The organism is Croceimicrobium sp. (genome assembly GCF_965228705.1).
Taxonomy (GTDB): domain Bacteria; phylum Bacteroidota; class Bacteroidia; order Flavobacteriales; family Schleiferiaceae; genus Croceimicrobium.
Genome location: NZ_OZ245832.1, coordinates 1,488,947 through 1,513,570 on the forward strand (window position 1 = coordinate 1,488,947; position 24,624 = coordinate 1,513,570).

Below are 24,624 nucleotides of genomic sequence, written 5' to 3' on the forward strand. Positions count from 1 at the left end.
TTATTCTTCGGAGCCTTGCGTTTCTTCAGAAGATTTTTCCTCTGCTTCACGCATGGATTTAATCTTCTGTCCCAACATTTTTATTTGGGCCTGTAAAGAACTCACATTTGCTTTCTGAGCATCAATATTCTTAGTAGCTTCTTTTACGATTGGGCTATTCGGATTGCTGCTGCTGAAGAATCCTAAATTGTTTTCTAACTGAATCAGTTCCTTTTTAGCCTCATCCAATTTACGACGTAAGAAATCGCGCTCTCTTTGCAGTTCGCGTTCCCCTTGTGCCGCTAAGCTATCTACCTTATTCTCAAAGCGAATACGCTGTGATTCCTGACGATCTAAATCAATGGCCTTGAAAAAGCTGTCGATGGCCTTATTAAAACGGCCTTCTAGCTCATTACGCAATTTCTTGGGAGATGGTCCCATCTTGCGCCATTCGCCAATCTTGGCTTTAATCGCTTTAATGGCTTCTTTCTTATCACTTAAATCCGGAGCCCATTTTTCCAGTTCATCCAAGAAAGTTTGACGCTCCTCGGCATTGGCTTCAAACTTCTCATCGCGACCCTTATTATGGGCAGTTAAACGATCGAAGAAATGATTACAAGCCGAACGGAATTCCTTCCAAATTTTATCGCTTTCACTTTTCGGAACGTGGCCGATTTTCTTCCAATCCGCTTGAATACGCTTCAACTCATTGGCAGTATCGCGCCAGTTTTCACTGTCCTTAAGTTCTTCAGCACGCGCCAATAAGCTGCGCTTCTTCTCTAAATTATCGTGGTGTTCCTTTTTAAGCTCTTTGTAGAATTGGTTTTTAGCTTGATTAAAGTCACGCAAGCCATCGCGGAATTGCTCCCAAACCGCATCATTGTCTGCCACATTTAGGCGACCAATCTTTTTAAAGGCATCCTGAATAGAGTTTACCTCTTTTATGGCTTTTTGCCATTCATGATGCTTAGTATGGTTCTTGGGTAAATTCTTTAATTGTGCTACCAATTTGCGTTTTTCCTCTAAGAGCTCTTCACGCTTAGTGCGCAATTCCTTGAAGTACTCATCGCGCTTTTCGTGAATCTGACGAGTAATTCCGGAAAATTGTTGCCAAAGTTCTTCACGTAATTCTGGCTCTACCGGTCCAATCTGACGCCATTCTTTATGCAACTCCTGCAATTGCTTAAAGCCTTCACGCAGGTCATTGCCATCCAGAATAACTTGAGCCTTTTTAACCAGCTCCTCTTTATGCTCTTTGTTTTTCTTGTAATCAAGATCGCGTAATTCCTTGTTGATCTTAATGTACTCGTAGAAATTCTCAACGTGGAAATGATAGGTACGCCATAAGTCACGACTCTCATTACGTGGTACGGGACCCGTGCTACGCCACTCTTCTTGAATCGCCCGGAAATCCTTAAAGGTTTCGCCAATCGATTCTTCCTTGTTTACCAATTCCTTAAGGCGCTCAATTAGATTCTTCTTCACCAAAAGGTTTTGATCCAATTGGGCACTTAAATCCTCGTAAAATTTGCGACGGCGATTGCGGTATTCGCTATAAATAGTACGGAACTGCTCTCTTAAAGGCTGAATGAATTCGAAGTCAATCTCATTTCCTCCTTGTTCCACAAATTCCGCTAATTTCTCTGCACGCTCTTCATTCAAGGCGTTCATTAAATACTTACGGATTGCGGCAAAATGATCCTTCAGCTTTTGGATAGGATGATCCCGCAATAATTTAAATGCAGCACCCACCAAATCCTCAGCATTGTACTCAGCATAATCCGGCATTTCCAGTTCATCGGGATGCTCCTCTTCATGGTCTTCATCTCCTTGAACTTCTGCCGTATCATCGTCTTTTTCAAGATCCTCATCACTTAGCACTACTTCCGAATCCGCTTCTAGCTCTTCCGAAGCCGTTTCTGCTTCAGTTTCAGTAGTAGTTTCCGGCTCGGGGGCCGATGGGTTCTCAGCTTGTACTTCGCTTTCAGCCTGAGGATTTTCGTCCTCAAGTTTTACAGGCTTTTCGGCCGAAGCAGCAGCTTCTTCCATTTCAATGGGTTTTTGAGGCAAATCTTTTTCTTCAGGTTTTTGCTCCTCACCTTGGGGTAAGTTGTTCTGTGTATCGTCCATAATGCTATGTGAATGGGAGAACAAAAATACAGGAATTTCGAAGCAGCAAGGCCTAGAATGCAGATTTTAAAAATCCAGCTTTTTAGCGATGCCTTTTAGTGATCCTGCCAGAGTTTCCAAGCGGCTTCCGCCTGATAAACCAACATGGATTTTCCGTTTAAAACCACTGCTCCGGCGGCTCTGGCTTTTTGCAACCACAAAGTCTCCTCCGGATTGTAAATTAAATCCATGAAATAATGGCCGCTCAAATCACCATGAGGCTCTAATGGAGGCATGGCATCTACCTCGGGGAAAGTACCCAAAGGACTGGTATTAATGATCAATGCGAATTCCTGCATTCGCATTTGAGCTTCCTGATAATCGATTTGCCCCTTGGCGGGATTGCGACTCACAATTTGGCTCTCTATTCCCATTTGCTCCAGTGCATAGATTACCGCTTTGGAAGCACCACCACTGCCTAGAATCAAGGCTATATCTATTTTCATTTGGGGCCAGCCTTCTTCCAGGGCCCGACGAAAACCAAGATGATCTGTATTATGTCCCCACCATTGCTCGCCCTTGCGGACTAAGGTGTTTACAGCTCCAATGGATTGGGCATCGGGCGAAAGCCCATTTAAAAAAGGAATACAAGCTTCTTTATAAGGAATGGTCACATTAAAGCCCTGCCATTCTCCATCCAGCAATAAGCTACTGAGCTCGTCTATCGAAGCCAATTCGCAATTGAGGTAGCGGTAATTGCTTAAGGAGAGCTTTTCGAATTTCGCTTGAAAATAAGCGGCTGAAAAACTGTGCACCAAGCTTTTACCGATGAGCCCAAATTGCATTAGGCCGCCTTTTTGCTTTGACCCGATCCGAATTTCTCCAAAAGGAAAATCAATACTGCTCCAGCCACTGCCAAGCCCACTGCGGCCCAGAATTGAGGATCGGCAGCAGTTTGACCAATTACTTCAGAGCCTTCCAGAATGGGTCGACTAAAATCGCCTGGCAAAACCGTTTTTTCCAAAATAGGAACTACCTCTTCATTGGCTTCACCCGCATGTTTGATTAGCACCTCTTCCACTTGTTTCCAGGGCCAAATCTTATTCAAAGACCCTAATAAGAAGCCGGATAAAAGGGCGATGGTCACATCATGATATTTGGCGAACATCAGTTTTAATAGGCGCGCAAAGGAAAGAAGGCCTACTACTGCTCCGGCACCAAAAACCGCAATGATAGTTAGATCGCGTTCATGAATGGCATTTAATACGATGGAGTAGCTTCCCAATAAAACCAAAATAAAGGAGCCTGAAATCCCCGGTAAAATCATCGCACAAATGGCAATACTGCCACTGAGGAAAATGTACCAAAGGGCATCATTAGATCCCGAAGCCGGTAAAATGGTAATCATATAGGCAATTACCGCTCCCAGTACAAAGGCCAATCCGGGTGAAAGCCCCCACTTCTTAACCTGTTTACCTACAAAGAATATACTGGCGAATACCAATCCGAAAAAGAAACTCCAAAGTAATACCGGTTGATTCTCCAAAAGCCAGGAAATTCCTTTCGCTAAAGAGACAATTGATACTCCGATACCTAAAAAGAGAGGAACGAAAAACCAGCCATTGATATAGTCCCAGGCTTTGGCAAAACCTTCTTTGCGAAGAATGCGAAGGGCTTCGAGATTAATGCGATTGATGCTCTCAATGAGCTCCTCGTAAATACCGGTAATGAAGGCTATGGTTCCTCCGCTTACTCCGGGTACTACATCCGCAGCGCCCATGGCCAAACCTTTCAAAAAAAGGAGTGCTTTATTCATTCCAGAAGTTTTGGCAAAGAAAGGAAATGCCGCTTAATCCAAGCCTAAAAGAAGTCGTACAGAAGGATTCTTTTTAAGCCAGGGAAATAAGGCCAGGAAAAAACTCTTACCTCCCGGATCCAAGGCTATGGCTTTTTGCAGGTAAATCGCCGCCTCGTCCTGCTCTTCGATGGTGTATAAATAACCGGCTAATTGGTAACGCAACTGACTAGAATCTGGAATCAGCTCCAAAGCTTGATACAGTACATCCATGCCCTGCTTAAACTCACACATATCGAATAGCAACTGCGCATATTCGGTAAATGTGCTGGCATTGTAGTATTCGTCTTCAATCAGCTTGGTATAAATCAAAACTGCTTCATCCAGCTTACCTGCTCGGCGGTGCATCATGGCACTACTATGACGGTATTCCCAATTTTCAGGATCTAGCTCTACGGCCTTATTAATCAGATATAAGCTTTCGGCCCATTGCTTTTGCTCATCCTTAAGCAGAGCCAGCTCATAATAAGCTTCCTCCAATTCGGAATCTTCCTGAATGGCTTTATTAAGGTATTTCTCCGCTTGCTGATTTTTACCCAATCGTAAATAGCAGAGACCGGTTTTATAATAACCATAACCGCTGGCCCCATCATATTCGAAGGTAGCCTGATAGGTTTCCGCAGCTTCCTGATAGCGGAATTCTTGCTCCAGGATGCGGGCCTTTTCATAATAGGCGGCAGAGAAATAATCGTCAATTAAAATGGCATAATCCAATGAGCGTAAGGCCTGCAGATTATCTCCCATCTTAGATTGCATCAAACCTAAGTGGTACCAGGCAATTTCCGAATAAGGGTTCTCATCAATAAAAGACTCCAAATACTCGATCCCCTGCTCTGGTCTTTCCAAAAGATCATAGCAAAGTGCGAGATTATAGAGCGCGATTTCATCTTCCGGATATAAAGCCAGGGACATTTTTAAATAACGCAATGCCTTATCATAGGCACCGATTAATTGATATTCCAAGGCCAGGAGATGATATACATCTTCCGGAAACTCAGTATGAGCTAATGCCTGACGGTATTGCTCTATGGCTTTTTGATGATTACCGGTTTTGGAATACAATCCGGCCCGAGCCATGTGCATTTCGTAATAGTCGTGCACCTGACCTTCCAATTCTTTTAAAACCTTGCTGGCCTCACGCGTTTTATCCAAAGAAGTAAGATATTGCACCTTCTTCAATTGCAATGAGCTGGCATAGGGATGTTGATCAATGGCCATCTCTAAAACCTCCAGGGCCTTTTGAGATTTGCCGGTCTCATAAAAATAGTCCGAGATCGCTTCAAACTCCTCTAAATCATAAAAGCGAGATTGCCCTGCGGACTCCATTCTTTTAAACTCATCGATCAGGTCGAGGAGGTTAAAAAAATCATCTTCATTTTCGTCTTCGAACATAGGCGAGAATTGGATATTTAAATTTATCCAATTGGCTGGGGCAAAGGTAGAGTCCGTCTTTCGCTTATCCACAAAGAAATGAACACTATTTAGCTAAATTTCTATTTATTAGCAGTTTAAGTCTTAGTAGATTCTCGATTGTGCACAGAATGTTGATAAGATTTAGAACTCCACTTCTGCCCTTCTCTACTTAAGTCCTTATCGACCAATTTCTTATCCCAAAACTAAATTCCGATTCATTGGATTCCCCTCCCTTCAAAGAGCCGTTCATCGGGGCACTAAACTTATATTTGCCCCAAATAGAAATCCCCTCATGACCTTAATAAAATCTATTTCTGGCGTACGAGGTACCATTGGCGGTGCCAAAGGCGATAATTTAAGTCCATTAGATGCAGCTGAATTTGCTGCGGCCTACGGACATTGGTTAAAGAAAAAATATCCCGGCAAATCCCTTAAAGTGGTAATTGGTCGCGATGCTCGCCCCAGCGGACCCATGATTCAGGGAATTGTGCAAAACACCTTAGTGGGCACGGGTATCGACGTTATTGATTTAGATTTATCCACCACGCCAACAGTAGAAATGGCGGTGGTTTTTGAAAAGGCCCAAGGAGGAATCATCCTTACTGCATCACACAACCCCAAGCAATGGAATGCTTTAAAGCTCCTTAATGATAAGGGAGAATTTATCTCGGCTGCCGATGGCGCTGAATTACTTTCCATGATCGAAAATGAAGATTACGATTTTGTAGAAGTCGACGATCTGGGCAGTGTAGAAGCAAAGAATGGCTTAATCGAAAAGCATGTAGAAGCGATTTTGGCCCTTCCTTATATTGATGTAGAAGCCATTCGTAATTCAGGTTTAAAAGTAGCGGTAGATGCCGTTAACTCCACTGGCGGTATTGCCATCCCGATCCTATTAAAGGCCTTAGGTATTGAAAATCCTGCCCTCTTATATTGTGAGCCTACTGGACAATTCCCTCATAATCCTGAACCTTTAAAGGAGCATTTGGGCGACATCATGAAGGTGGTAAAAGAGCAAAACTGCGATTTGGGCATTGTGGTAGATCCGGATGTAGACCGTTTGGCTTTGATCGATGATCAGGGAGAAATGTTTGGTGAGGAATACACTTTAGTGGCAGCCGCCGACTTCCTTTTACAGCATAAGCAGGGTCCGCTAGTAAGCAATTTGTCCAGCTCTCGTGCTTTGCGTGATTTAGCAATATCTCGCGGTCAGGAATACTATGCTGCTGCGGTTGGCGAGGTGAATGTAGTGACCAAAATGAAAGGCGTAAATGCCCTTTTAGGGGGTGAAGGTAATGGAGGAGTAATTCTTCCTGATCTGCACTATGGTCGTGATTCACTGGTAGGCATTGCGATGATTTTAAGTCATCTGGCCACTTGTGGCAAAAGCTTAAGCGAGCTAAAAGCAGGCTACCCGGCCTATTTTATGGCCAAGAATAAAATTCAGTTAGAAGCTGGAATGGATGTAGATGGTCTGCTCAAGAAAATTGAGGCCAAATACCAAAATGAAGAACTCAGCACCATTGATGGTGTGAAAATCGACTTCGCCGAAGAATGGGTACATTTACGTAAGTCGAATACCGAACCGATTATCCGTATTTATACCGAGGCTAAAAGTCCGGAAAAAGCGGAGGCTCTGGCCACTCGGTTCATCAGTGAATTACAGGAACTAATCTAAAGCCTATGGAAACTAAGGCCCTGGCCTCAAAAATTGAGGGCACCCAGTGGGAAGCTCATTTCGATAGCTATCGCGAGAACATCGTAGGTCATAATGCCGAATTTGTAGGTCCCTTTGGGCCTAAGAAAATACTCTATGCCGATTGGATTGCCAGCGGCCGATTGTATGAGCCCATAGAGCGCAAAATGCTCGAGGAAATTGGTCCTATGGTAGCCAATACCCATACCGAGACCTCTTACACTGGTAGTATCATGACCAAAGCTTATCATCAAGCCAAATTGGTGATTAAGCAACATGTGAACGCCCAGCCGGATGATGTTTTAATTCCTACCGGAACCGGCATGACCGGGGCGGTGCTTAAGTTTCAACGCATCTTAGGCTTAAAATTACCGGAACAGTTTAAAGGGAAATTTGAAATTGAAGATCAATTTCGTCCGGTGGTTTTTATCAGCCATATGGAACATCATTCCAATCAAACTTCCTGGTTAGAAACCATCGTTGACCTTGTAATAGTTGGTTATAATGATGATGGTTTAATGGACCTTGATCATTTGGATCAACTCCTGGACCAGTACAAAGACCGTCCCTATAAAATTGCCTGCATTACTTCTTGTAGTAATGTTACCGGCATTTTTACCCCCTATACTGAGGTAGCCAAAAAAATGCATGCGGCCGGAGGCTATTGTTTTGTTGACTTTGCCGCTTCAGGTCCTTATGTGGATATTGACATGCATCCCGCAGAGGAAGGTGCTCATTTAGATGCCATCTTCTTTTCACCCCATAAGTTCTTGGGAGGGCCTGGAACTCCTGGAGTTTTGATTTTCAATTCACAGTTATACCGAAATAGCGTTCCCGATCATCCTGGTGGTGGCACTGTTTTATGGACCGATCCCTGGGGTGGACGTTATTATATTGAGGATATCGAATCTCGCGAAGATGGTGGCACCCCCGGATTCTTACAAACCATAAAGGCTGCCTTTGCCATGCAATTGAAAGACGAAATTTCAGTGCAGGCCATCAAAGCCCGGGAAAAGGAATTGCTCAATTATATCTTCGATCGATTGGAGAAAATGAAAGGCATGGTAATTCTGGCCGGACATATCCGCGAACGTATTGGTGCTCTGTCTTTTTACCTCGAAGGGGTGCATTACAATTTGGTAGTGCAATTATTAAATGACCTGTATGGTATTCAAACTCGTGGTGGCTGTAGTTGCGCTGGAACCTACGGTCATTACCTCCTGCATCTCGATAAAGAAAGCAGCCGCAAAACCATGGACATTGTTTTAGGGGGTGATATTTCCTTTCGTCCAGGTTGGGTGCGCCTATCCGTACACCCGACCTTAACCGATGAGGAGGCTATTTTCATTTGTGATGCTATTGAGGATATTGCCAATAATTGGGAAGAATACGCCAAAGAATACCATTTCGAAAAAGGAAGTAACCGCTTTATTCATCTCGGAAGTGCTGATACCGGCGCTGAACTGGTGAACAATTGGTTTTACTAATGGAATTAATTTATCTGGATAATGCCGCCTCCACCCCTTTGCGGAAGGAGGTAAAAGAATATATGCTGGAATTAATGGATGGCGCCTATGGCAATCCCTCCAGTACCCATAGTCAAGGTAGAAAGGCCAAAGTAATCTTAGAGGCCAGTCGCAAAAGCATTGCCCGCAATCTCAATTGCCTTCCGGCAGAAATCGTTTTCTGCTCCGGAGGAACTGAGGCAGATAATGCTGCGATCAGCTTGGCTTTGCGCGATTTAAAAGTTAAGCGCATTATTACTTCACCGCTAGAACACCATGCGGTACTTAAGGCTGCTGAAAAGTGGTCCAAAGCCTTTGAAGCTGAGCTTATTCTCCTGAATGTAGATCCCAAGGGGCGTATTGACTTTGAGCAATTAGAGCAACTATTGAGCACTAACTCGACTCCTACTCTGGTTTCCCTAATGCATGGCAATAATGAAATCGGCAACCTTTTGGACATTGAAAAGGCAGGGAATCTTTGTCGCCAATACGGAGCCTGGTTGCACAGCGATACCGTGCAAACGGTAGGTCATTACCCTCTTTCATTAAAAGACCTGCCCATTGACTTTGCCACCGCTTCGGCCCATAAGTTTTATGGCCCTAAAGGAGTGGGATTCTTGTATATCGATCGTCGGGTTAAAGTAAGCTCCTTCATTACCGGAGGTGCGCAAGAACGCGGATTAAGGGGTGGTACTGAGAGCATTGTACAAATAGGAGCGCTGGCCAAAGCATTGGATTTAGCCTATCAAAATTTAGATGAAGAGCGAGCCCATATCGAAGCACTTAAAGCACAACTTTGGCAAGGATTAAAGGGATTGTTCCCTAAGATTTATGCCAATGGCTTATCCAACACCGATGAAAGTCTGTATACCGTTTTAAGCGTTAGTATCCCTGAACTTTCTGAAGACAGCATGTTGCTCTTTAACCTCGACTTAAAAGGATTAGCTGTTTCCGGCGGAAGTGCCTGTTCTTCTGGTAGCGTTCAAAAATCGCATGTAATCGCTGCCATGGACCCTGAACATACCGATCCGGTGGTTCGCTTTTCCATTGGCAAAGACAATAGCACTCACGATATTGAGAAGGCTCTGGCCATTATGGCCGAATTAAAACAAGCTTAAAAGTTCCGAATTACTCTTCGGAACTTAGATCAACTGCTTCCGCTTCTTCCGTGTGAGGATAATAACCGAAAAGATGCTTGTCGCGAATCATTTGATCCACATAAGCAGGTAAACAATCCTCCCAGCCGCTTTCTCCATTGCGGATCTTTTTCAAAACATCGCGGGAGAATATCTGTAAGATTTCAGGATCGTAGGTTTCTATATCCTTAATCCGGCGGTTAAACACCAGGAAGTCGTACAGAGGTTGGAAACGTGGGTGAATCTTAAAGTCCTTGGAAGTCTCAATCGGATCATCCGGATTGGGTTGCGATGGATACACATAAAGCTTAAGATCGCTGGAATACAAGATTCCAAAGGCCTCCAGAATTCCCCCTTTAAGATCGCGGTAGTACTTATTATCAAAGAGCTCATGCAAATTGGTAACCCCCATAATAAGGCCCATTCGCTCCTCTGAATAACGAGAGAAGTATTCTACCAATTTATAATACTCCTGATAATTGGAGATTAATACCGTTTGCCCCAGCGAGCATAATATATCCGCCCGATCCAGGAAGTCTTGCTCATCAATCTCACCTTCCGATTTCAAATTGTTCAGGGTGATTTCAAATAGCACTACCAGCTTATCCTTTTTCACTTTTCGCTCTTGAGTAAAGGCATCGATACTGGTTCGCACCATGTCCATATTTACCTTGGTAACAGGACGGAACGAACCACGGGCAGTAAGAATGTTCTTTTTATAGAGCAGGGCCGCTGGCAAAATATTGTTGCCTTCAGGCCCAAAGATCACCGCATCGGTCATGCCATTTTGGATAAGGCGTAAGGACATTAAACGGTTATCTACATTCTCAAATTCAGGGCCTTCAAAATGGATCATATCGATCTCCATTTTGTAGCGCGCGATATTGTCGTAAAGTGATTTCAGTAATTCCTCAGGATTATTGCGAATATTGAAACATCCGTAAATGAGGTTCACCCCCATAATCCCGATGGTTTCCTGCTGTAAGGAAGCTTCCTCCTCCTTCATACGGATGTGGAAAAGCACATCATTGGGTTCCTTATCAGGATCCAATTGGAAGCGAATTCCCATCCAACCATGACCTTTAAACTTACGGGTGAAGTTGATGGTTGCAACGGTATTGGCAAAGGCAAAATAACATCGCTTAGGATGATCGGTGCGATCCAATCGTTTTTCAATCAAACCATATTCATGGTCTAACATTTTACGTAAACGATCTTCAGTAACATAACGTCCGTCCATTTCCTTACCATAAATGGCATCGGAAAAGAGTTTGTCGTATGCACTCATTGCTTTAGCTACTGTACCTGAGGCGGCTCCAACCCGAAAGAAATTTCGAACAACTTCCTGGCCAGCGCCAATCTCGGCGAAGGTGCCATAAATGTTCTCATTCAGGTTGACTTTTAATGCCTTTTGGGCAGTAGACAACACCATGCGTTCCATAAGTAGAGGGTCTAATCTATCAGAAGGTTAACGGTAAACAAAAGTAATAGTTTAGCTATGTTTGACCCGAAAAAGCAATTAAAATTTGAATCCTTCAAAAGCTTCAGCAGACTGGTACTTCGAATTCCTTGGAACCGGCACCTCACAAGGGGTTCCGATGATTGGCTGTGATTGTAAAGTTTGCCAATCCAGCAATCCCAAAGACCAAAGATTACGCAGCAGCTTTTTAGTGGAAAGAATGGGCACTCGAATATTAATCGATGCCGGACCCGATTTACGTCAACAATTATTGCGCTCTAAAACCCATGATATTGATGCGGTACTGATCACCCACCAACACCAAGATCATACGGCTGGATTAGACGAATTAAGAGCGATCAATTTTATTCAGGGGCACTCCATTCCCATTTACTGCACGGAAGCAGTGGAAGAACGCTTAAGAGAGCAATACTCATATATTTTCCAAAACAGCAAGTATCCGGGTATTCCTCAAATCGATTTAATCCGTATCCCGGAAGGCCCCTTTCAAATTGGGAATATTGAATTGGAAACTCTGGAATTGGAACATGCCAATTTACCCGTCCTTGGCTTTCGCTTTGGAAAGCTGGCTTACCTCACCGATGTTAACCATATCCCTGATAGCGAATGGCCTAAACTGGAGGGCTTGGAGGTATTTATTTTAAATGCCCTTCGGCATGAAGCCCACCATTCCCACTTTACCCTGGATGAGGCCTTAGCCATTGCAGATCGATTAGAGGTAGCTCAGTTTTACGCCACTCATATCAGTCATCAATTAGGCCTGCATGCTGAAATTGAATCCAAAATGAAAGCCGGAAGAAATTTGGCTTATGATGGACTGCAATTGACATTAGCCTCAAGCTAGCGCCTTACCTTCGCAAAAATTCTCAGATGGACCGAAATTTTGATCTCATAGTTATTGGTGGTGGCATTGTAGGCTTAGCCACAGCTTATAAATATCAGATGGCTTTTCCTGAGCATCGCATTGCGATTTTGGAAAAAGAAGATCATTTAGGCGCTCATCAAACCGGCCGAAATTCGGGGGTAATTCATTCGGGTATCTACTATAAACCCGGCAGTTTCAAAGCCCTGAATTGTACCAATGGTCGCAAGCAAATTGTGGCTTTCGCCAAAGAACATGGGGTGGCTCACGACATTTGCGGGAAAATCATTCTCGCTACGGAGGAGAAGGAACTGCCCATTTTACAAGGCATCTTCGAAAAAGGACAGGCTAATCAGATTGAAGGTATCGAGATGATTGGTCCGGATGCGATCCGTGATATTGAACCCTTTAGCCGAGGCATCAAAGCGATTCGCGTTCCGGTTACGGGAATCATCGACTATGTTGGATTTTGCAAAAAATTGGTAGAACTGATTAAAGCTCGTAATCCCAAAAGTGAATTATTCCTAAGCACTCAATTTCTGGAAAGCTTTCGCGAAGATGGCAAAGAAGGAATCCGCACCAATAAAGGAAACTTTTATACTCAGCATAAGATCTTTTGTGCCGGATTGCAAAGTGATCGTTTGGCTCGTAAAGAAGGGGCTAAACCCGATTTAAAAATTGTAGGCTTCCGTGGCGATTATTACGAATTAACGGAAGAGGCCAGGCATAAAGTAAAGCACTTGATTTACCCCGTACCCGATCCTGATTTCCCTTTCTTGGGTGTGCATTTCACCCGTATGGTTGATGGCAGTGTGGAATGTGGTCCTAATGCTGTTTTCTCCTTTAAGCGGGAGGGTTATTCCCCCAGTTCCTTTAGTTTTAAAGACACCTTCGAATCCCTTACCTTTCCTGGAACCTGGAAATTATTTAGTCGCCATGCAGCACAAGGCATTGAGGAAATGAAACGGGCTTTCTCGAAAAAGCTCTTTTTAGACGCTTTGCGAAAAATGATACCGGAATTGCAGATGGAAGATATTCGTCCTGTGCGCGCCGGGGTTCGAGCTCAGGCCTTAAAATACAATGGCGATCTGGTAGATGATTTTAAGATCGAAAGGTTCGGAAATTCGGTGCATGTACTAAATGCTCCATCTCCGGCCGCTACTGCCAGTTTAGCCATTGCCGATGAAATACTCGACATGGCCGGATTTGTCCCTAAGATAAAAGCTTAATAAACCAGAACGCGGATTTCTTCGCTACTTGCAGAATTGTGTAGACGAGCAATGTACATGCCTTTTTCAAAATTCTGAAGTTCCAAACGAGTTGGTCCTTTCTCGTACTCCTGCTCCCAAACCAAGGCGCCCCCTAAGCTGAATATTTGCAATTGGGCTTTGCCTTCGGGGATTTCAAAAAAGAGCGTTTCATCTAATTGACGCAGGCTAAATACCTGCTCTTCCGCTTCTGGCAAACCAATCCAGGCAGATCCTTCACCAGCTACAATCCCTTCACCATACTGCTCATTATAGCCATAATCTTTAATGGTGACAGACTTATAATCAGCCGCTACATCAACTCGGATCCAACCGTAATAATTGCGAACCGTATCATCTACTTCTGCGCGAAAGCGTAGGCCGATTAAGCCGTTTAATGCCCCATTGAATTTATCATTAGGGCTGCCACTACCACTACTCACCATAGAAAGCTGCCCCAGGGAATAGGAGCCTCCACTACCTTTAAATACCGAATTTGGGCCAATGCTATCGCCAGGACTTAGATTAAAAGGATAAGCGTAGTTACCATAGTCGAGGCCTAAAATCGAATTAGCAGCCACTCCGCGAGATTGCACAAAATTGCCACTAACATTGAAAATTGAAGTATCTACATATTGAATAAAACGATAGTCAACCACACCAAGGCTGTCTTCATCAATATCCAAATCCCAATAGGCATTATTGGTATTTAGAGTAGTATCGGCCAAATCAACATACTTGATTTGAGCATCTGCGCCATATGCAGCTAATAACCCACTGATGGCTCCCAAATACTTTAAACTCTCTTTTTGTTTCTTATCCTTCATAATCCGTAAAACTGGGCAAAAATCTATAAAAGGTGCGGACTAGCCAATTTTGTTTCGATGCAATTGTGGGTCAACTGTTTTTTCCCACTGTTCTTTAGTCACGGAATGACCTAAAAAACGGCTGATTTCCGGTAATGCTTCTCCTTTTAATAAAGCTCGATACGAAACTTCCATCCATTCGATATACGGTTGTTGATCCAGCCACAGCTGAAAACGTTGTCTTTCCCTTTCTAATTGTTGACCCTTTTGAAAAGGGAAATTTTCAAGACTGGCTGGCTCCCCTCTCATCTTAGCTTGCGAAAGGATAATTTCAAGCAGCGGACGATCCATCCAAATCACCTTGTACTTTCGATCGGCAGGTAAATAGGGTAATAAAGGGGCTACTACTTTTAGCACTTTAGCTTCCGTTTGAGGGAGCTCTCCACTTTGGGGCAAATTTTTCAAGGCCTCCCACTCATAATAACCTTTAGGGTTATGGTGATCTGCCTCGCGTATATGGTCCTGCAAAATTTCCAAACCACTGGCTTCCAATAGAGCCATCATAAAGCTGGTACCCGACCGAGGAAAACCACTTATAATAATGCTGCTGGCCTCGGGGTTTTGGCCTATTAAATCCTCTCTCAGAATCAAAGCTTTTTGATGCTTAGGGGCCATTTGCAAACAAAGTTGCAAAGCCTTTCTACAAGAATCAGCTTCTCCTTTTTGATGGTAATGCAAGGCCCAGAGATAATGCAAATGAGGTTGATGCATTTTTAGGCTCAAGGCCTGATTCGCATACATTTCAAAATCATCGTAAGCCCCTTTAGCAAAGGCCACCTGAGCCTTCCCGTTTAAGGCCGGACTGTATTCTTTATTTAGCGCTAAAGCCCGATCAAATTGCTGATCGGCAGCATCCCATTGACTCGCCAAAAACAAAGCATGCCCCATCTCTTGGTAGAGCGTCGGACTTTGTAAACCTACTTTTTCTAAAGACTGCATTTCAATCAAAGCCATTTCGGCTCGCCCCTTTTGAAGCAATGACAAGGCTTTGCAAAAACGCAATTGTAAATCTTCTTGAAACTCTAATTTAAGACCCTGCCAAAAATTATCCCAAAGCTTTGCATCTCCGATATTGAGAATTAAACGCGCCTTTAAAATATACCAACGATAGGCCTGCTCGCTATTTAACCAATGCTGATCGCATAGTTGAAGAGCCTCCGCATAAGCGCCTACCTCCCTCAGGCTTATAGCCTTATTGTAATTATGCTCTTCACGAATACCCATTTGCTGGCTGTGGGCTAAATCGAGGTATTGCAATTCCTCCAAATCGCGTAAGGCATCATTTTGCCCTTGCTGCGCATGGACATCCAGAAAATGAGAGCTTTTTATCACATCCCAGGTCGGCAGCCAGCTGGCAGCTGATTTAGTCCTCAATAAATCCTTTATAATCCGACCTTCCATATCCTTGGCAAGTGGCAATTGAAAATGATGCAGAATAGTGGGAACCAGATCTAAAAGGCTAATGCCATACAATTTTCGACCCCGCACAAAATCGGGACCGGTAGCGGCAAAAACACCAAATGCCTTATGTTCTGATGCGGGCGCCGCAGGCAGATTAGGTAGCTCCTTTTGCCTTCCGGCGGAAAGCTCAAAGCCATGGTCGGAAATTAGGATCACATTATGCCCGGCTGCGACATTGAGCATACTACCAAGCATGGCATCATGCCAGCGATATGCTGCACTTATAATGTATTGATAATGCTTGAAATCGAGATCTGATACCTGGCTTTGCTGCGGTGGGAAATATGCGGCTCCTAAGTGCTGTAATTGATCCAATGCTTCGAAATAGAACATCCGGCATTGGGCATCCTTTTGTAACATAGCCATGGCACAGTTAAACTGCATTCGGCTTCGCAAGAGGATACGTCCAACTTTCTGAACCAAAGGATCTTTTAGTAACTGTTCCGCTGCCATTTCCGGGAAAAAGCCAGCCAAGATTTCTGGGTCTAGCTCATGGGCCTTTTCCTTTTCAGAAATTAGGAAATCACCCCATTCCTTGGGATAAAACTGCCCCTTTAAATCACCTTCGGCGAAAGCCAAATTAGAGATCATATCCCCACGAATCGCCTCAACGGGATTGGAGGGCCACCAGTTTAATACCTGGCACGAAATCCCTGCTTCCGATAGAATATTCCAAAGGGCAGGTACCCGTCGTTGTAGGCTCGAAATCGCTCTGGGCCCTTGCAAACTTTCCTCCACAAAACCCAAAACGCCATGCTCATGAGCTCTTTTGCCACTAGCTACTGAAGTCCAAAGTAAAGGACTAATCATAGGTTGCAGGCTCGCCAGGGCACCTTCACTACCTCGAGCCAGGAGGTTCTGGAAATGGGGCATTTCGCCTTGATCTATGAGGTTTCGAATTACCGACCACTCGGCGCCATCCCAGCCTAAAAGTAGCAAGGGCGAACTTTGATTATGCTTTTTTGGATCTGTCATGCTTTTCAAGCCTCCAATCACGGCTATAATCGTAATTTAGGGGCATGGGAAAGAATATCTTTTTCGAGTACTTAAAAATCGCGCTGCAAAGTATAAAAAGCCAAGCGCTGCGAACCATTTTGACGGCATTAATTATTGCCATCGGAATCACTGCGCTGGTTGGAATACTAACCGCTATCGATGCGATTAAGTCTTCTCTTACCGGACAATTCGCTTTATTGGGAGCCAATACCTTTACCATTCAGAATAGAGGACCTAATATTCGCATTGGTCGCAGTGGTGAGAGACCCAAAAACTATCCCTCCATTACCTATTATGAGGCCATGAAATTTAAGGAACGTATGCCTGCCACTCGGGCTCGTACCAGCGTTTCATTCCAGGCCACCGGCATTGCAGAGGCCAAGTACAAGAACCTCAAAACCAATCCTAATGTATCGGTTATGGCCGCCGACGAAAACTATTTACATACCGGTGGTTATGAATTGGAAAGTGGCCGAAATCTTAGCTTAAACGACATCAAAGATGCGGCGGCAGTGGCTCTAATTGGTCAAGATATCGTGCGCAATTTATTCCCCAAAGAAGTAGCCTTGGGGAAGTTCATTAGTATTGGCGATGCTCGTTATCGCATTGTAGGCATCTTGGCCCCCAAAGGAAACTCCTTTGGTTTTGGTGGTGATAAATCCATGTTTATTCCAATCACCAAAGCGCGCACCAAATATGCTACTGCCAATCGCAGTTTTGCCGTGAACGTAATGGCCCTGGAAAGCACAGAATTGGAATCAGTAGTGGATGAAGCTACGGCGACCATGCGAGCCGTTCGAAAACTAAACCCCAAAGAAGAAACCAATTTCAATATTATAAAGAGCGATAGTGTTAGCGAAAGCTTAATTGAAAACCTCAGCTATGTTAGTATGGCTGCGATAATTATTGCGGCGATCACATTATTGGGCGCAGCCATCGCCTTGATGAACATCATGTTGGTTTCTGTAACGGAAAGAACCAGTGAAATTGGAATTCGCAAAGCGATAGGTGCCAAATCCAATGCCATTCTTAGTCAGTTTTTAACCGAAGCCATCGCCATTTGCTTCCTGGGTGGATTGGCTGGCATTATTTTCGGAATTCTTATCGGAAATGGCATCTCCATGTTAGTAGGAGGAGCCTTTATTATTCCCTGGGCCTGGATGAGCCTTTCGGCCATCATCTGTTTCCTGGTGGGTCTCGTTTCAGGTTTCTACCCGGCCCTTAAAGCTAGCCGCCTGGATCCGATCGAAAGCTTACGCTACGAGTAGTTTCCTCCCCACAACGAGACCAACGACCAACGACCAACGACCAACTACTTACTACCAACTACCAACTACCATTTACCAACTACCTCCAATTTCCTCCCCTTCTTCCCGTTTCCCTATAAACAGGTTTAATGCGAAAAAGGAAAATTGTAAAGGGAACCCTAGTCCTAGTTTTCTTGGTTTTAACCGGCTCTTGCATGCCACAGTTCTTCCATCGAAACAAGGGGAAGAGCATCTCACATGGCAGTCCTGGAAAGGGCAGTTTGGAAAACGGATACCTTATAGACTACCGCCTTAAAAATGCCAAGTACTTCAGTTTAACCAGCTACTATGTTTTAGGCAATGGCTACCTCAATTCTAAAGTTTATCACACCTTAAAAGATGCTTATGCCGCCTGCGAGGAAACTTGTCCAGAGCGCAAATTCTATTATATGGAATGCTCCTCACATAATGGTGGCAAGCAATTGATCCATCGCACGCATCAGAATGGAATGAGTGTCGACTTTATGGTTCCTTTAAAAAAGGGAAATCGACCGGCAACATTTTACGATCATTGGGGAATCTGGCATTACCTTCTGAATTTCGATTCTTCGGGAAAATTAAATCTGAACTCCAAAGTGGAGATTGATTTCGAAACCATGGCTAAGCATATTCTGGCCCTGGACAATGCCGCTAAAAAGCAGGGACTAAAGATTAAAAAAGTGATACTCAAGATCAATCTTAAAGATGATTTCTTTCGCAGTCCAACCGGAAAAGAAATAAAAAGAAGAGGAATTTATTTTGCCCAGGCCTTGAGTCCGGTAGTGGATAAACTGCATGATGATCATTACCATATTGACTTCGCTTTGCGCTAATTAACAAGGGAAATCACTATGTTTAAGGATGCCTAAATCTCCTTTAGTTATACTCTTGTTTAGTATTGGATGCCTGTTTTCGGGCCTTGCTCAAAAGACTCAGTTCTTTTACCTGGATTCTAGCGATAGCACTAAAAATTCAGCCCTCTTAATCCTGCCCGAAAAGCCTGTAATTAAGGGTTTACTCATTCGTGACTATACCCACTTGCCGAGCTTGGAATCTTTAAAAGAAAGTCCCTATCAATGGCGCGACCTGGCGCTGAATAGTGGATTGGCTATACTCTACACCAGTAGCACTCAAGTCTTCCCGGAGCTTTATCTTAAAGATCGGGGCTTGGAGGTTCTGGACAGTTTACTGGGAAAAGTACTGGCGACCTACTCCATTCCAGAAAATGCCTTGTTTATTGGTGGCATATCTGCCAGCGGCACTCGAGCCTTGCGCTATGTTCAATACTGCGCTGCAGGTAAATCAAATTTCGATATTCGAATGCGCGGGGCTTTTGCAGTTGATGCTCCTCTGGATATGGAACGTTTCTATCAATCTGTGCATTGGAATAAAAACAAGTTTAAAGCAGGCATGCTCTGGGAAGCGAATTATATGCAAGACTATTATGCTCGTGAAATGGGCTGCAGTCCCGAAGAATGCCCGAAACGCTACCATTCCGCCTCCGTTCACTCCTACCGCGATAGCAGTTGCAGTCAAGCTCAACTCCTAATGGGCAGTAGTGTTTTACTAATCCATGAGCCCGATATGGATTGGTGGTCGAATGAAAGAGGAGCCTCCTATTTTGATATCAATTCCTTTGATTTGGTTGGACTTCACACTTGCTTATTAAATGAGGCGCATTCTGATCTTGAAATCATCTGTACCAGTGGTAAAGGATTTGATAAAGAAGGAAATCGCAATTGCCATTCCTGGACCATTGTAGATGAAAACTATTTAATTGAATGGATTTTAGACCGATGCGAAAGCCCTTAATTTTATTTTTCGGTTTGCTACTGCTTAGTCTGGGAGCAAATACTATCAAGGCTCAGGCTTTGAGCCAGGATGAGCTACTGAAAGATTTAGAACAGCTTAAATCTGCCATTGAGAAATACCAGGTTACCCTATTTGAATTTCAAAGCCCTGAACTCTGGGATCAGCGCTGCACTGAGCTCTTTAGCCAGATCAAAGACGATTCAGCTCAAAGCTATTCTCATCAGAAAGCCTTTTATTGGATTAGTCGCCTAACTAGTCTGGCCAATGAAGGTCATTATGGGCTTGGAAACTGGCAGGATACTGTGCACTCCGGATTTCTGGCGAACCGCTATCGCTACCTCCCAATCACCGTATGGATGATCGAGGGTCGCTTGTACTTGCGAAAAGATTATTCTAAAGAACAATGTTTAAATCCTGGTGGGGAAATCCTTTCTATCAATGGGATCAGCAGCACCGAAAGCGTAGACATTCTTCGTAAATGCAACCCTGCCGATGCGAATATCCTTAGCTACAAGGATGCGGTGATTGAATCTGGATTTAATTGGCAATACTATCTCTATGTTGATACGGCTCGCCTAGCTAAAATTCAATATCTAAAAAATGACAGTATCCAAAACTGCCAAATAAAGGCCCTGTGTAGAGATAGTCTTTTTGCTCAGGTGAATCGTTTAAATCCACAGGCAAAATCCAAGGCTGAGGATCCATTTTACTCCTTGAGATTTGAATCCAACATTGCCTGGCTGGAACTCCCCTCCTTCGATCGAAATCGCATGGAGCAATTTGATATTGACCCGGATGACTTTTATGAAGCCATTTTTGATAGCATAAATGCCGCCCAAAGCGAACATCTGGTAATTGACCTAAGGGCTAACACCGGTGGCCGGAATGAAATGGTCGATGAGATTTTACCCTACCTCATCCATGAAGAGCAGCAAGTTGACTTCCTGCGCAAATCCATTTCCTGGAAAGGAAAGGAGAAAAAATATCGTTTTCCAAAACGAGATAAAAATGCTTTTCCGGGACAAATCTATGTGCTTATTGATGGTTTGAGTTTTTCCAATGGCAGTGTCTTGGCTAGGCATCTCAAGGAATATAGTAATGCCATGATAATTGGTGAGGAAAGTGGTTCTCGTTACACGGGATTTGCCGCTGGCTCTCAAGAACAAATTACCTTACAGAACAGCGGATTGCAGATAAGCATTCCCCGTTATTATCTTTTCTATGGTTTAAACCTGAATCAAGAAAACAGCGATCAAGGGGTGATCCCGCACATCCCGGTGAAATATGGATTAGAAGATCGATTAATGGAAAAGGACTTAGCCCGGGACGTGGTTTTAGAGCAAATAAAAAAGCGACAATAATGGAGGATAGAAGGTTTAAGCGCTTTAAAATTCTGCTGATTCCCTATTCCGTGTTTCTTTTAGCTTTTAATGCAACTTTTGTATGGATTGCTCCTGAATTAGGAATTAGCTCAGTCTACGATCCTTTAAACTATATCTTGTTTGGAATCCATTTTATACTGCTGATTATTTTCCTTCGACAGCAATGGCGGCCCGAATACTCCGTAAAACAAAAGATCAGTGGCAGCCTGGTACTTATCCTAATGGGACCTATTGGCTTTTGGCTATGGTTTGCATACCGCGGTCGACTTGCTTAATTTGCTGGCGATGAAAGTACTACGCAATATTATCCCCATTGTATTAATCTTAGTAATTAGTCTAAGTCTGCGGCCAGTACGAGATTGGTTGGGAAATATCTTTCCCAAAAAGATTGAGAAACGGAGCTTGGCCTTGCAACCTTATGGCAATTTTGTCCCTGAATGGTCTGCCGAAATTAAAAGAAGTTTGGAGGCCACTTACCCCATGAAATTTCATCTTTTGAAATCTAGAGATCTACCGGAAGCGGCCTTTGTAAATATTAAGAGCCCCCGCTACAGAGCAGATTCCCTGCTACAGGATTTAGCTCGTCTCAAAGCGGATACCCTGGACCATATCCTGGGCTTATGCACTCAAGATATTTCCACCACTAAAAGAGATCGTCAAGGTCAGGTAAAGAAACCCGAATCTCGATATTCGGATTGGGGAATATTTGGATTAGGTCAGCGCCCCGGAGTAGCGGCTATTGTCTCCAGCTTTCGCTTGATGCGTCCTCCCAAAGAGCTTTTTCTGGATCGATTAAAAAAGGTCAGCATCCATGAAGTAGGTCATAACCTGGGCCTGAAACATTGTGATGAACTTGAATGTGTTATGGCTGATGCCGCCGAAAGTCTAAGCACTGTTGACCAGGTTGGTTTTGAGCTTTGCAAAAAATGCAAAGGTGAAATTGGTCTTAAAGATTAAAACTATGTGCTGGAAAATAAGCCTCTTTCTAGGCCTGCTCCTAACAGGGCTTCATGCTCAGGATAATCCACCCAAGCTTTTTCGAATGTACTATCAGGGCTATGAGCGGATGCCCAATTTTCACTTCGTTTCATTAAGTGATGCCTATTTCTCGCATTCGGAAGAAGAAAGCTCAGTTATAGCGGAGGACTATTTAGAATATGCCGGATTCAAGGAGCAGAACTACCATGTGCTTAGTGCTACTAATCGCAAGCTTTTCCTGGATCGTTGTGGCTTCAGCGAAAAAGACTTTCTATATGTTTATGATCTGGATTCCAATATCACTTTGAAATACCCCCTGGCGAAGCTCAAAGTTTCGGCCTTTGTTAATCTGTATTCAGGAGAAAATGATCAGCCCTTTCGTGAGTATGATTATGTAATAGGTTTGGAAATAGACTCCAATTTCTTGCCTTTAAGGTATAATGTACATCAGAATAATTTTGCCATTATAGCTTCAGAAAATCCCTTTGAGAAAGCGAATATTGAAATCATGCAATTCACCGAAATGCCCTATGAGCATGTTCCATTTGCAGATAGCTTAAGCCCGAAGGACAGCACCTCCCTCTTTTTCTTTACCTATAAATATGGCCCTCTTCAAATTATTGCCATGGATAGAGGGGAAAAGTTCCGCCCGCATTACCGTCGCCTTTTGGTCTATGATCTAAGACGCGGAGTTTATATAAATAGCTTCGAATACTTCGACTCTGAAGGTAGTTCAGTGGCGCCCCTTAATATTCAAGCTCGTAATTTTGGCGCCAATCAATGGGTAGGCCCCTTAATAAATGGCTATGGCCCAATCCTATTTGGTTTCAGCTACCAATCCTTTAGCTGTGAAGATTTAGAGTTTCTGGCACCCGGACAAATGCCGCTACCCATATTATGCGACAATCGACATTAATACTAATCATGCTTTTTAGCGGATTGACTTTAGGGCTTTTCGCTCAAAGAACTGTATTGCAAAAAAGTCAGGAACTGATAAGTAAAAACCAGTTTGCACAGGCATTTACAGTATTAGATCAAGCTGATCCTCAAAATAATAAGAGTCACATATTTGAAGCGAAATTGCATTTGATCTTAGATTTTCACTGCTATACAGAAGACTATCTTCATTTTGCCCTTTGTAATCTAAGTAGTGACGAAACGCTGGATTCTTTGCGTAGCATTCCAAAGGAAAATGGACTCATCTATTTTAAAGCGGACTCGATAGGGAAAGAATTGTTGAGCAAGGAACCTGGCAATATGCAGCTGCATTTAGCTATGGGCTATTTCTATCAAAAATTACTGGAGGCTAATCAAAAGGAGTATATGCCAAGCTCCGCTGCTCAAAGCCGCATGCAAATGCATTATGAATTGGCCGATCGGCAAGGCAGCCGCAATTACCAGTCGATGTATAGCTTGGGAATCTTAGCGATGAAAGGCCTCGATTTTCAGTCCGCCCTACCCTATTTAGAAAAGGCCATAGAACTAAAGCCAGATCATGCAGAATCACAAGCGAATTTGGCTTATGCCCTTTTACAGTTAAATCGCCAAGCAGAAGCTCGCAAGCATGCCGACCTGGCCCATCAATATTTTCAAGATTCGGCCTTAAAGGCGGAAGCGGCCTCGATGATGGCGCTCTCCTATTTACAATCCGGAAATGATAGTTTAGCGCTGGACTATTTTCGACAAGCCTACTCCTTCAATCCTGACGCGCTAATTAGTTTAAGGAACCTATTACAATTGGAAAGGAAGATTGACAGTATAAGCTTTAAAAAAAGTCGGCTGCACTATTTCCAGCGCGATCCTCAAAGTACTACTACCTATAAGGATTTGTACAGCTTGCACCCCAGTTTTCAGGAAAAAGAGGCACTCCTGGCTTTTTATCAGAACCAAATGAAAGAGCAGGCAGATTCCATCGTCCTAGCCAATCTCCATCTCTTTAGTGCTGTATTATTAAAGGATTTCCAGAAGGAAGAAGCAATGCAGAAAGAGCTAGCTTTGGCTCGCGAAATCTATATTCGTGAATATCCGCCCGAGCATGAAATTTTTGTTTTTATGCGTAGCTATTTCAGTCCAAAAAGTTCCAGATGAAAATCAATTTAGGCTTTGCTAAGATGGAGGATCTTCCTGCCATCAAAAACCTCTTTGAAGCCAGCATACGTCAAACTTGCCAGGCAGATTACAGTGCTGCTGAAATCGAAGCTTGGCTGCAAACTCTTCAGAACAAGGATCGTTGGGAGGAGTTAATTAAGCAACAAGTAGTTTGGTTAGCAATGGCTGATACTCAATTAGCGGGCTTTTGTAGCCTCAAAGCCGGGGACTATCTCGACTTTATGTATGTATCGCCACATCATCAAGGCATGGGACTTGCTAAGCTATTGCTTAAAGCTGCCGTACTTGAAGCCCGCAAACAAGGAAAAGACACTCTAAGCTCTGATATCAGTATCACGGCGCGACCTTTCTTCGATAGTCAAGGATGGAAGGTAATTCGAAAGAATGAGAACCCCAGAGGAGATCAGGTTTTGATCAATTATCGCATGGAGTTTAGACTTTAAGGGCAATAA

The 24,624-nt window shown here is 43.7% G+C and carries 21 protein-coding genes; 14 read left to right on the forward strand and 7 right to left on the reverse strand.

Annotated features, from left to right (window positions below):
• The 4 genes from ACO05P_RS06825 to ACO05P_RS06840 form a co-directional block, all read right to left on the reverse strand.
• On the reverse strand, positions 1 to 2,109 hold the full coding sequence (locus tag ACO05P_RS06825) for a DUF349 domain-containing protein (RefSeq protein WP_421754318.1): 2,109 nt from the start codon (positions 2,107 to 2,109) through the stop codon (positions 1 to 3).
• Positions 2,110 to 2,204: 95 nt separating this feature from the next.
• The gene (locus ACO05P_RS06830; RefSeq protein WP_421754319.1) at positions 2,205 to 2,933 is read right to left on the reverse strand and encodes a shikimate dehydrogenase family protein; all 729 of its coding nucleotides are present in this window, start codon (positions 2,931 to 2,933) and stop codon (positions 2,205 to 2,207) included.
• The gene (locus ACO05P_RS06835) at positions 2,933 to 3,904 is read right to left on the reverse strand and encodes a DUF368 domain-containing protein (protein ID WP_421754321.1); all 972 of its coding nucleotides are present in this window, start codon (positions 3,902 to 3,904) and stop codon (positions 2,933 to 2,935) included. The genes ACO05P_RS06830 and ACO05P_RS06835 overlap by 1 nt, the downstream gene beginning before the upstream one ends.
• A gap of 33 nt (positions 3,905 to 3,937) precedes the next feature.
• The gene (locus ACO05P_RS06840) at positions 3,938 to 5,335 is read right to left on the reverse strand and encodes a tetratricopeptide repeat protein (RefSeq protein ID WP_421754322.1); all 1,398 of its coding nucleotides are present in this window, start codon (positions 5,333 to 5,335) and stop codon (positions 3,938 to 3,940) included.
• A gap of 313 nt (positions 5,336 to 5,648) precedes the next feature.
• On the opposite strand from ACO05P_RS06840, the gene glmM reads away from it, so the two are divergent.
• The 3 genes from glmM to ACO05P_RS06855 are packed head-to-tail and all read left to right on the forward strand — an operon-like array spanning position 5,649 to position 9,675.
• Positions 5,649 to 7,034: a phosphoglucosamine mutase gene (glmM, locus tag ACO05P_RS06845; RefSeq protein WP_421754324.1), complete on the forward strand. Its 1,386-nt coding sequence runs from the start codon at positions 5,649 to 5,651 to the stop codon at positions 7,032 to 7,034.
• A gap of 5 nt (positions 7,035 to 7,039) precedes the next feature.
• On the forward strand, positions 7,040 to 8,539 hold the full coding sequence (locus ACO05P_RS06850; RefSeq protein WP_421754325.1) for an aminotransferase class V-fold PLP-dependent enzyme: 1,500 nt from the start codon (positions 7,040 to 7,042) through the stop codon (positions 8,537 to 8,539).
• Positions 8,539 to 9,675, forward strand: coding sequence for a cysteine desulfurase family protein (locus ACO05P_RS06855; protein WP_421754326.1), 1,137 nt, complete (start codon positions 8,539 to 8,541; stop codon positions 9,673 to 9,675). The genes ACO05P_RS06850 and ACO05P_RS06855 overlap by 1 nt, the downstream gene beginning before the upstream one ends.
• 10 nt (positions 9,676 to 9,685) lie before the next feature.
• On the opposite strand, the gene ACO05P_RS06860 is transcribed toward ACO05P_RS06855, so the two are convergent.
• A complete protein-coding gene (locus ACO05P_RS06860) occupies positions 9,686 to 11,134 on the reverse strand; it encodes a TonB-dependent receptor (protein WP_421754327.1) in 1,449 nt (482 codons plus the stop codon).
• Positions 11,135 to 11,219: 85 nt separating this feature from the next.
• Between ACO05P_RS06860 and ACO05P_RS06865 the strand changes: the two genes are divergently transcribed.
• Complete coding sequence (locus ACO05P_RS06865) at positions 11,220 to 12,017, forward strand: MBL fold metallo-hydrolase (RefSeq protein WP_421754329.1); 798 nt, start codon at positions 11,220 to 11,222, stop codon at positions 12,015 to 12,017.
• Between the two features lie 26 nt (positions 12,018 to 12,043).
• Positions 12,044 to 13,264, forward strand: a complete 1,221-nt coding sequence (lhgO, locus tag ACO05P_RS06870) for an L-2-hydroxyglutarate oxidase (protein ID WP_421754330.1) — start codon at positions 12,044 to 12,046, stop codon at positions 13,262 to 13,264.
• Here lhgO and ACO05P_RS06875 read toward each other — a convergent pair.
• The gene (locus tag ACO05P_RS06875; RefSeq protein WP_421754331.1) at positions 13,261 to 14,109 is read right to left on the reverse strand and encodes a hypothetical protein; all 849 of its coding nucleotides are present in this window, start codon (positions 14,107 to 14,109) and stop codon (positions 13,261 to 13,263) included. The genes lhgO and ACO05P_RS06875 overlap by 4 nt on opposite strands.
• Before the next feature lie 39 nt (positions 14,110 to 14,148).
• Positions 14,149 to 16,584, reverse strand: coding sequence for an alkaline phosphatase family protein (locus tag ACO05P_RS06880; RefSeq protein WP_421754333.1), 2,436 nt, complete (start codon positions 16,582 to 16,584; stop codon positions 14,149 to 14,151).
• 44 nt (positions 16,585 to 16,628) lie between these two features.
• Between ACO05P_RS06880 and ACO05P_RS06885 the strand changes: the two genes are divergently transcribed.
• From ACO05P_RS06885 to ACO05P_RS06925, 9 genes are all read left to right on the forward strand, one after another.
• Positions 16,629 to 17,873, forward strand: a complete 1,245-nt coding sequence (locus ACO05P_RS06885; RefSeq protein WP_421754335.1) for an ABC transporter permease — start codon at positions 16,629 to 16,631, stop codon at positions 17,871 to 17,873.
• A 128-nt stretch (positions 17,874 to 18,001) separates the two neighbouring features.
• Positions 18,002 to 18,724: a hypothetical protein gene (locus tag ACO05P_RS06890; RefSeq protein WP_421754337.1), complete on the forward strand. Its 723-nt coding sequence runs from the start codon at positions 18,002 to 18,004 to the stop codon at positions 18,722 to 18,724.
• Between the two features lie 28 nt (positions 18,725 to 18,752).
• Positions 18,753 to 19,703 carry a hypothetical protein gene (locus ACO05P_RS06895; protein WP_421754338.1) on the forward strand — a complete coding sequence of 317 codons (951 nt, stop codon included), beginning with the start codon at positions 18,753 to 18,755 and terminating at the stop codon, positions 19,701 to 19,703.
• On the forward strand, positions 19,688 to 21,064 hold the full coding sequence (locus tag ACO05P_RS06900; protein ID WP_421754339.1) for a S41 family peptidase: 1,377 nt from the start codon (positions 19,688 to 19,690) through the stop codon (positions 21,062 to 21,064). The genes ACO05P_RS06895 and ACO05P_RS06900 overlap by 16 nt, the downstream gene beginning before the upstream one ends.
• Positions 21,064 to 21,360 (forward strand): hypothetical protein, encoded by a 297-nt coding sequence (locus ACO05P_RS06905; RefSeq protein ID WP_421754340.1) that lies wholly within the window; start codon positions 21,064 to 21,066, stop codon positions 21,358 to 21,360. Before ACO05P_RS06900 ends, ACO05P_RS06905 begins: the two co-directional genes overlap by 1 nt.
• Before the next feature lie 10 nt (positions 21,361 to 21,370).
• Positions 21,371 to 22,042, forward strand: coding sequence for a zinc-dependent metalloprotease (locus ACO05P_RS06910; protein ID WP_421754342.1), 672 nt, complete (start codon positions 21,371 to 21,373; stop codon positions 22,040 to 22,042).
• Between the two features lie 4 nt (positions 22,043 to 22,046).
• Positions 22,047 to 22,979 (forward strand): hypothetical protein, encoded by a 933-nt coding sequence (locus tag ACO05P_RS06915; RefSeq protein ID WP_421754344.1) that lies wholly within the window; start codon positions 22,047 to 22,049, stop codon positions 22,977 to 22,979.
• On the forward strand, positions 22,961 to 24,151 hold the full coding sequence (locus ACO05P_RS06920) for a tetratricopeptide repeat protein (RefSeq protein WP_421754345.1): 1,191 nt from the start codon (positions 22,961 to 22,963) through the stop codon (positions 24,149 to 24,151). The genes ACO05P_RS06915 and ACO05P_RS06920 overlap by 19 nt, the downstream gene beginning before the upstream one ends.
• Positions 24,148 to 24,615, forward strand: a complete 468-nt coding sequence (locus ACO05P_RS06925) for a GNAT family N-acetyltransferase (protein WP_421754346.1) — start codon at positions 24,148 to 24,150, stop codon at positions 24,613 to 24,615. Before ACO05P_RS06920 ends, ACO05P_RS06925 begins: the two co-directional genes overlap by 4 nt.
• The last annotated feature ends 9 nt before the right edge of the window (positions 24,616 to 24,624 follow it).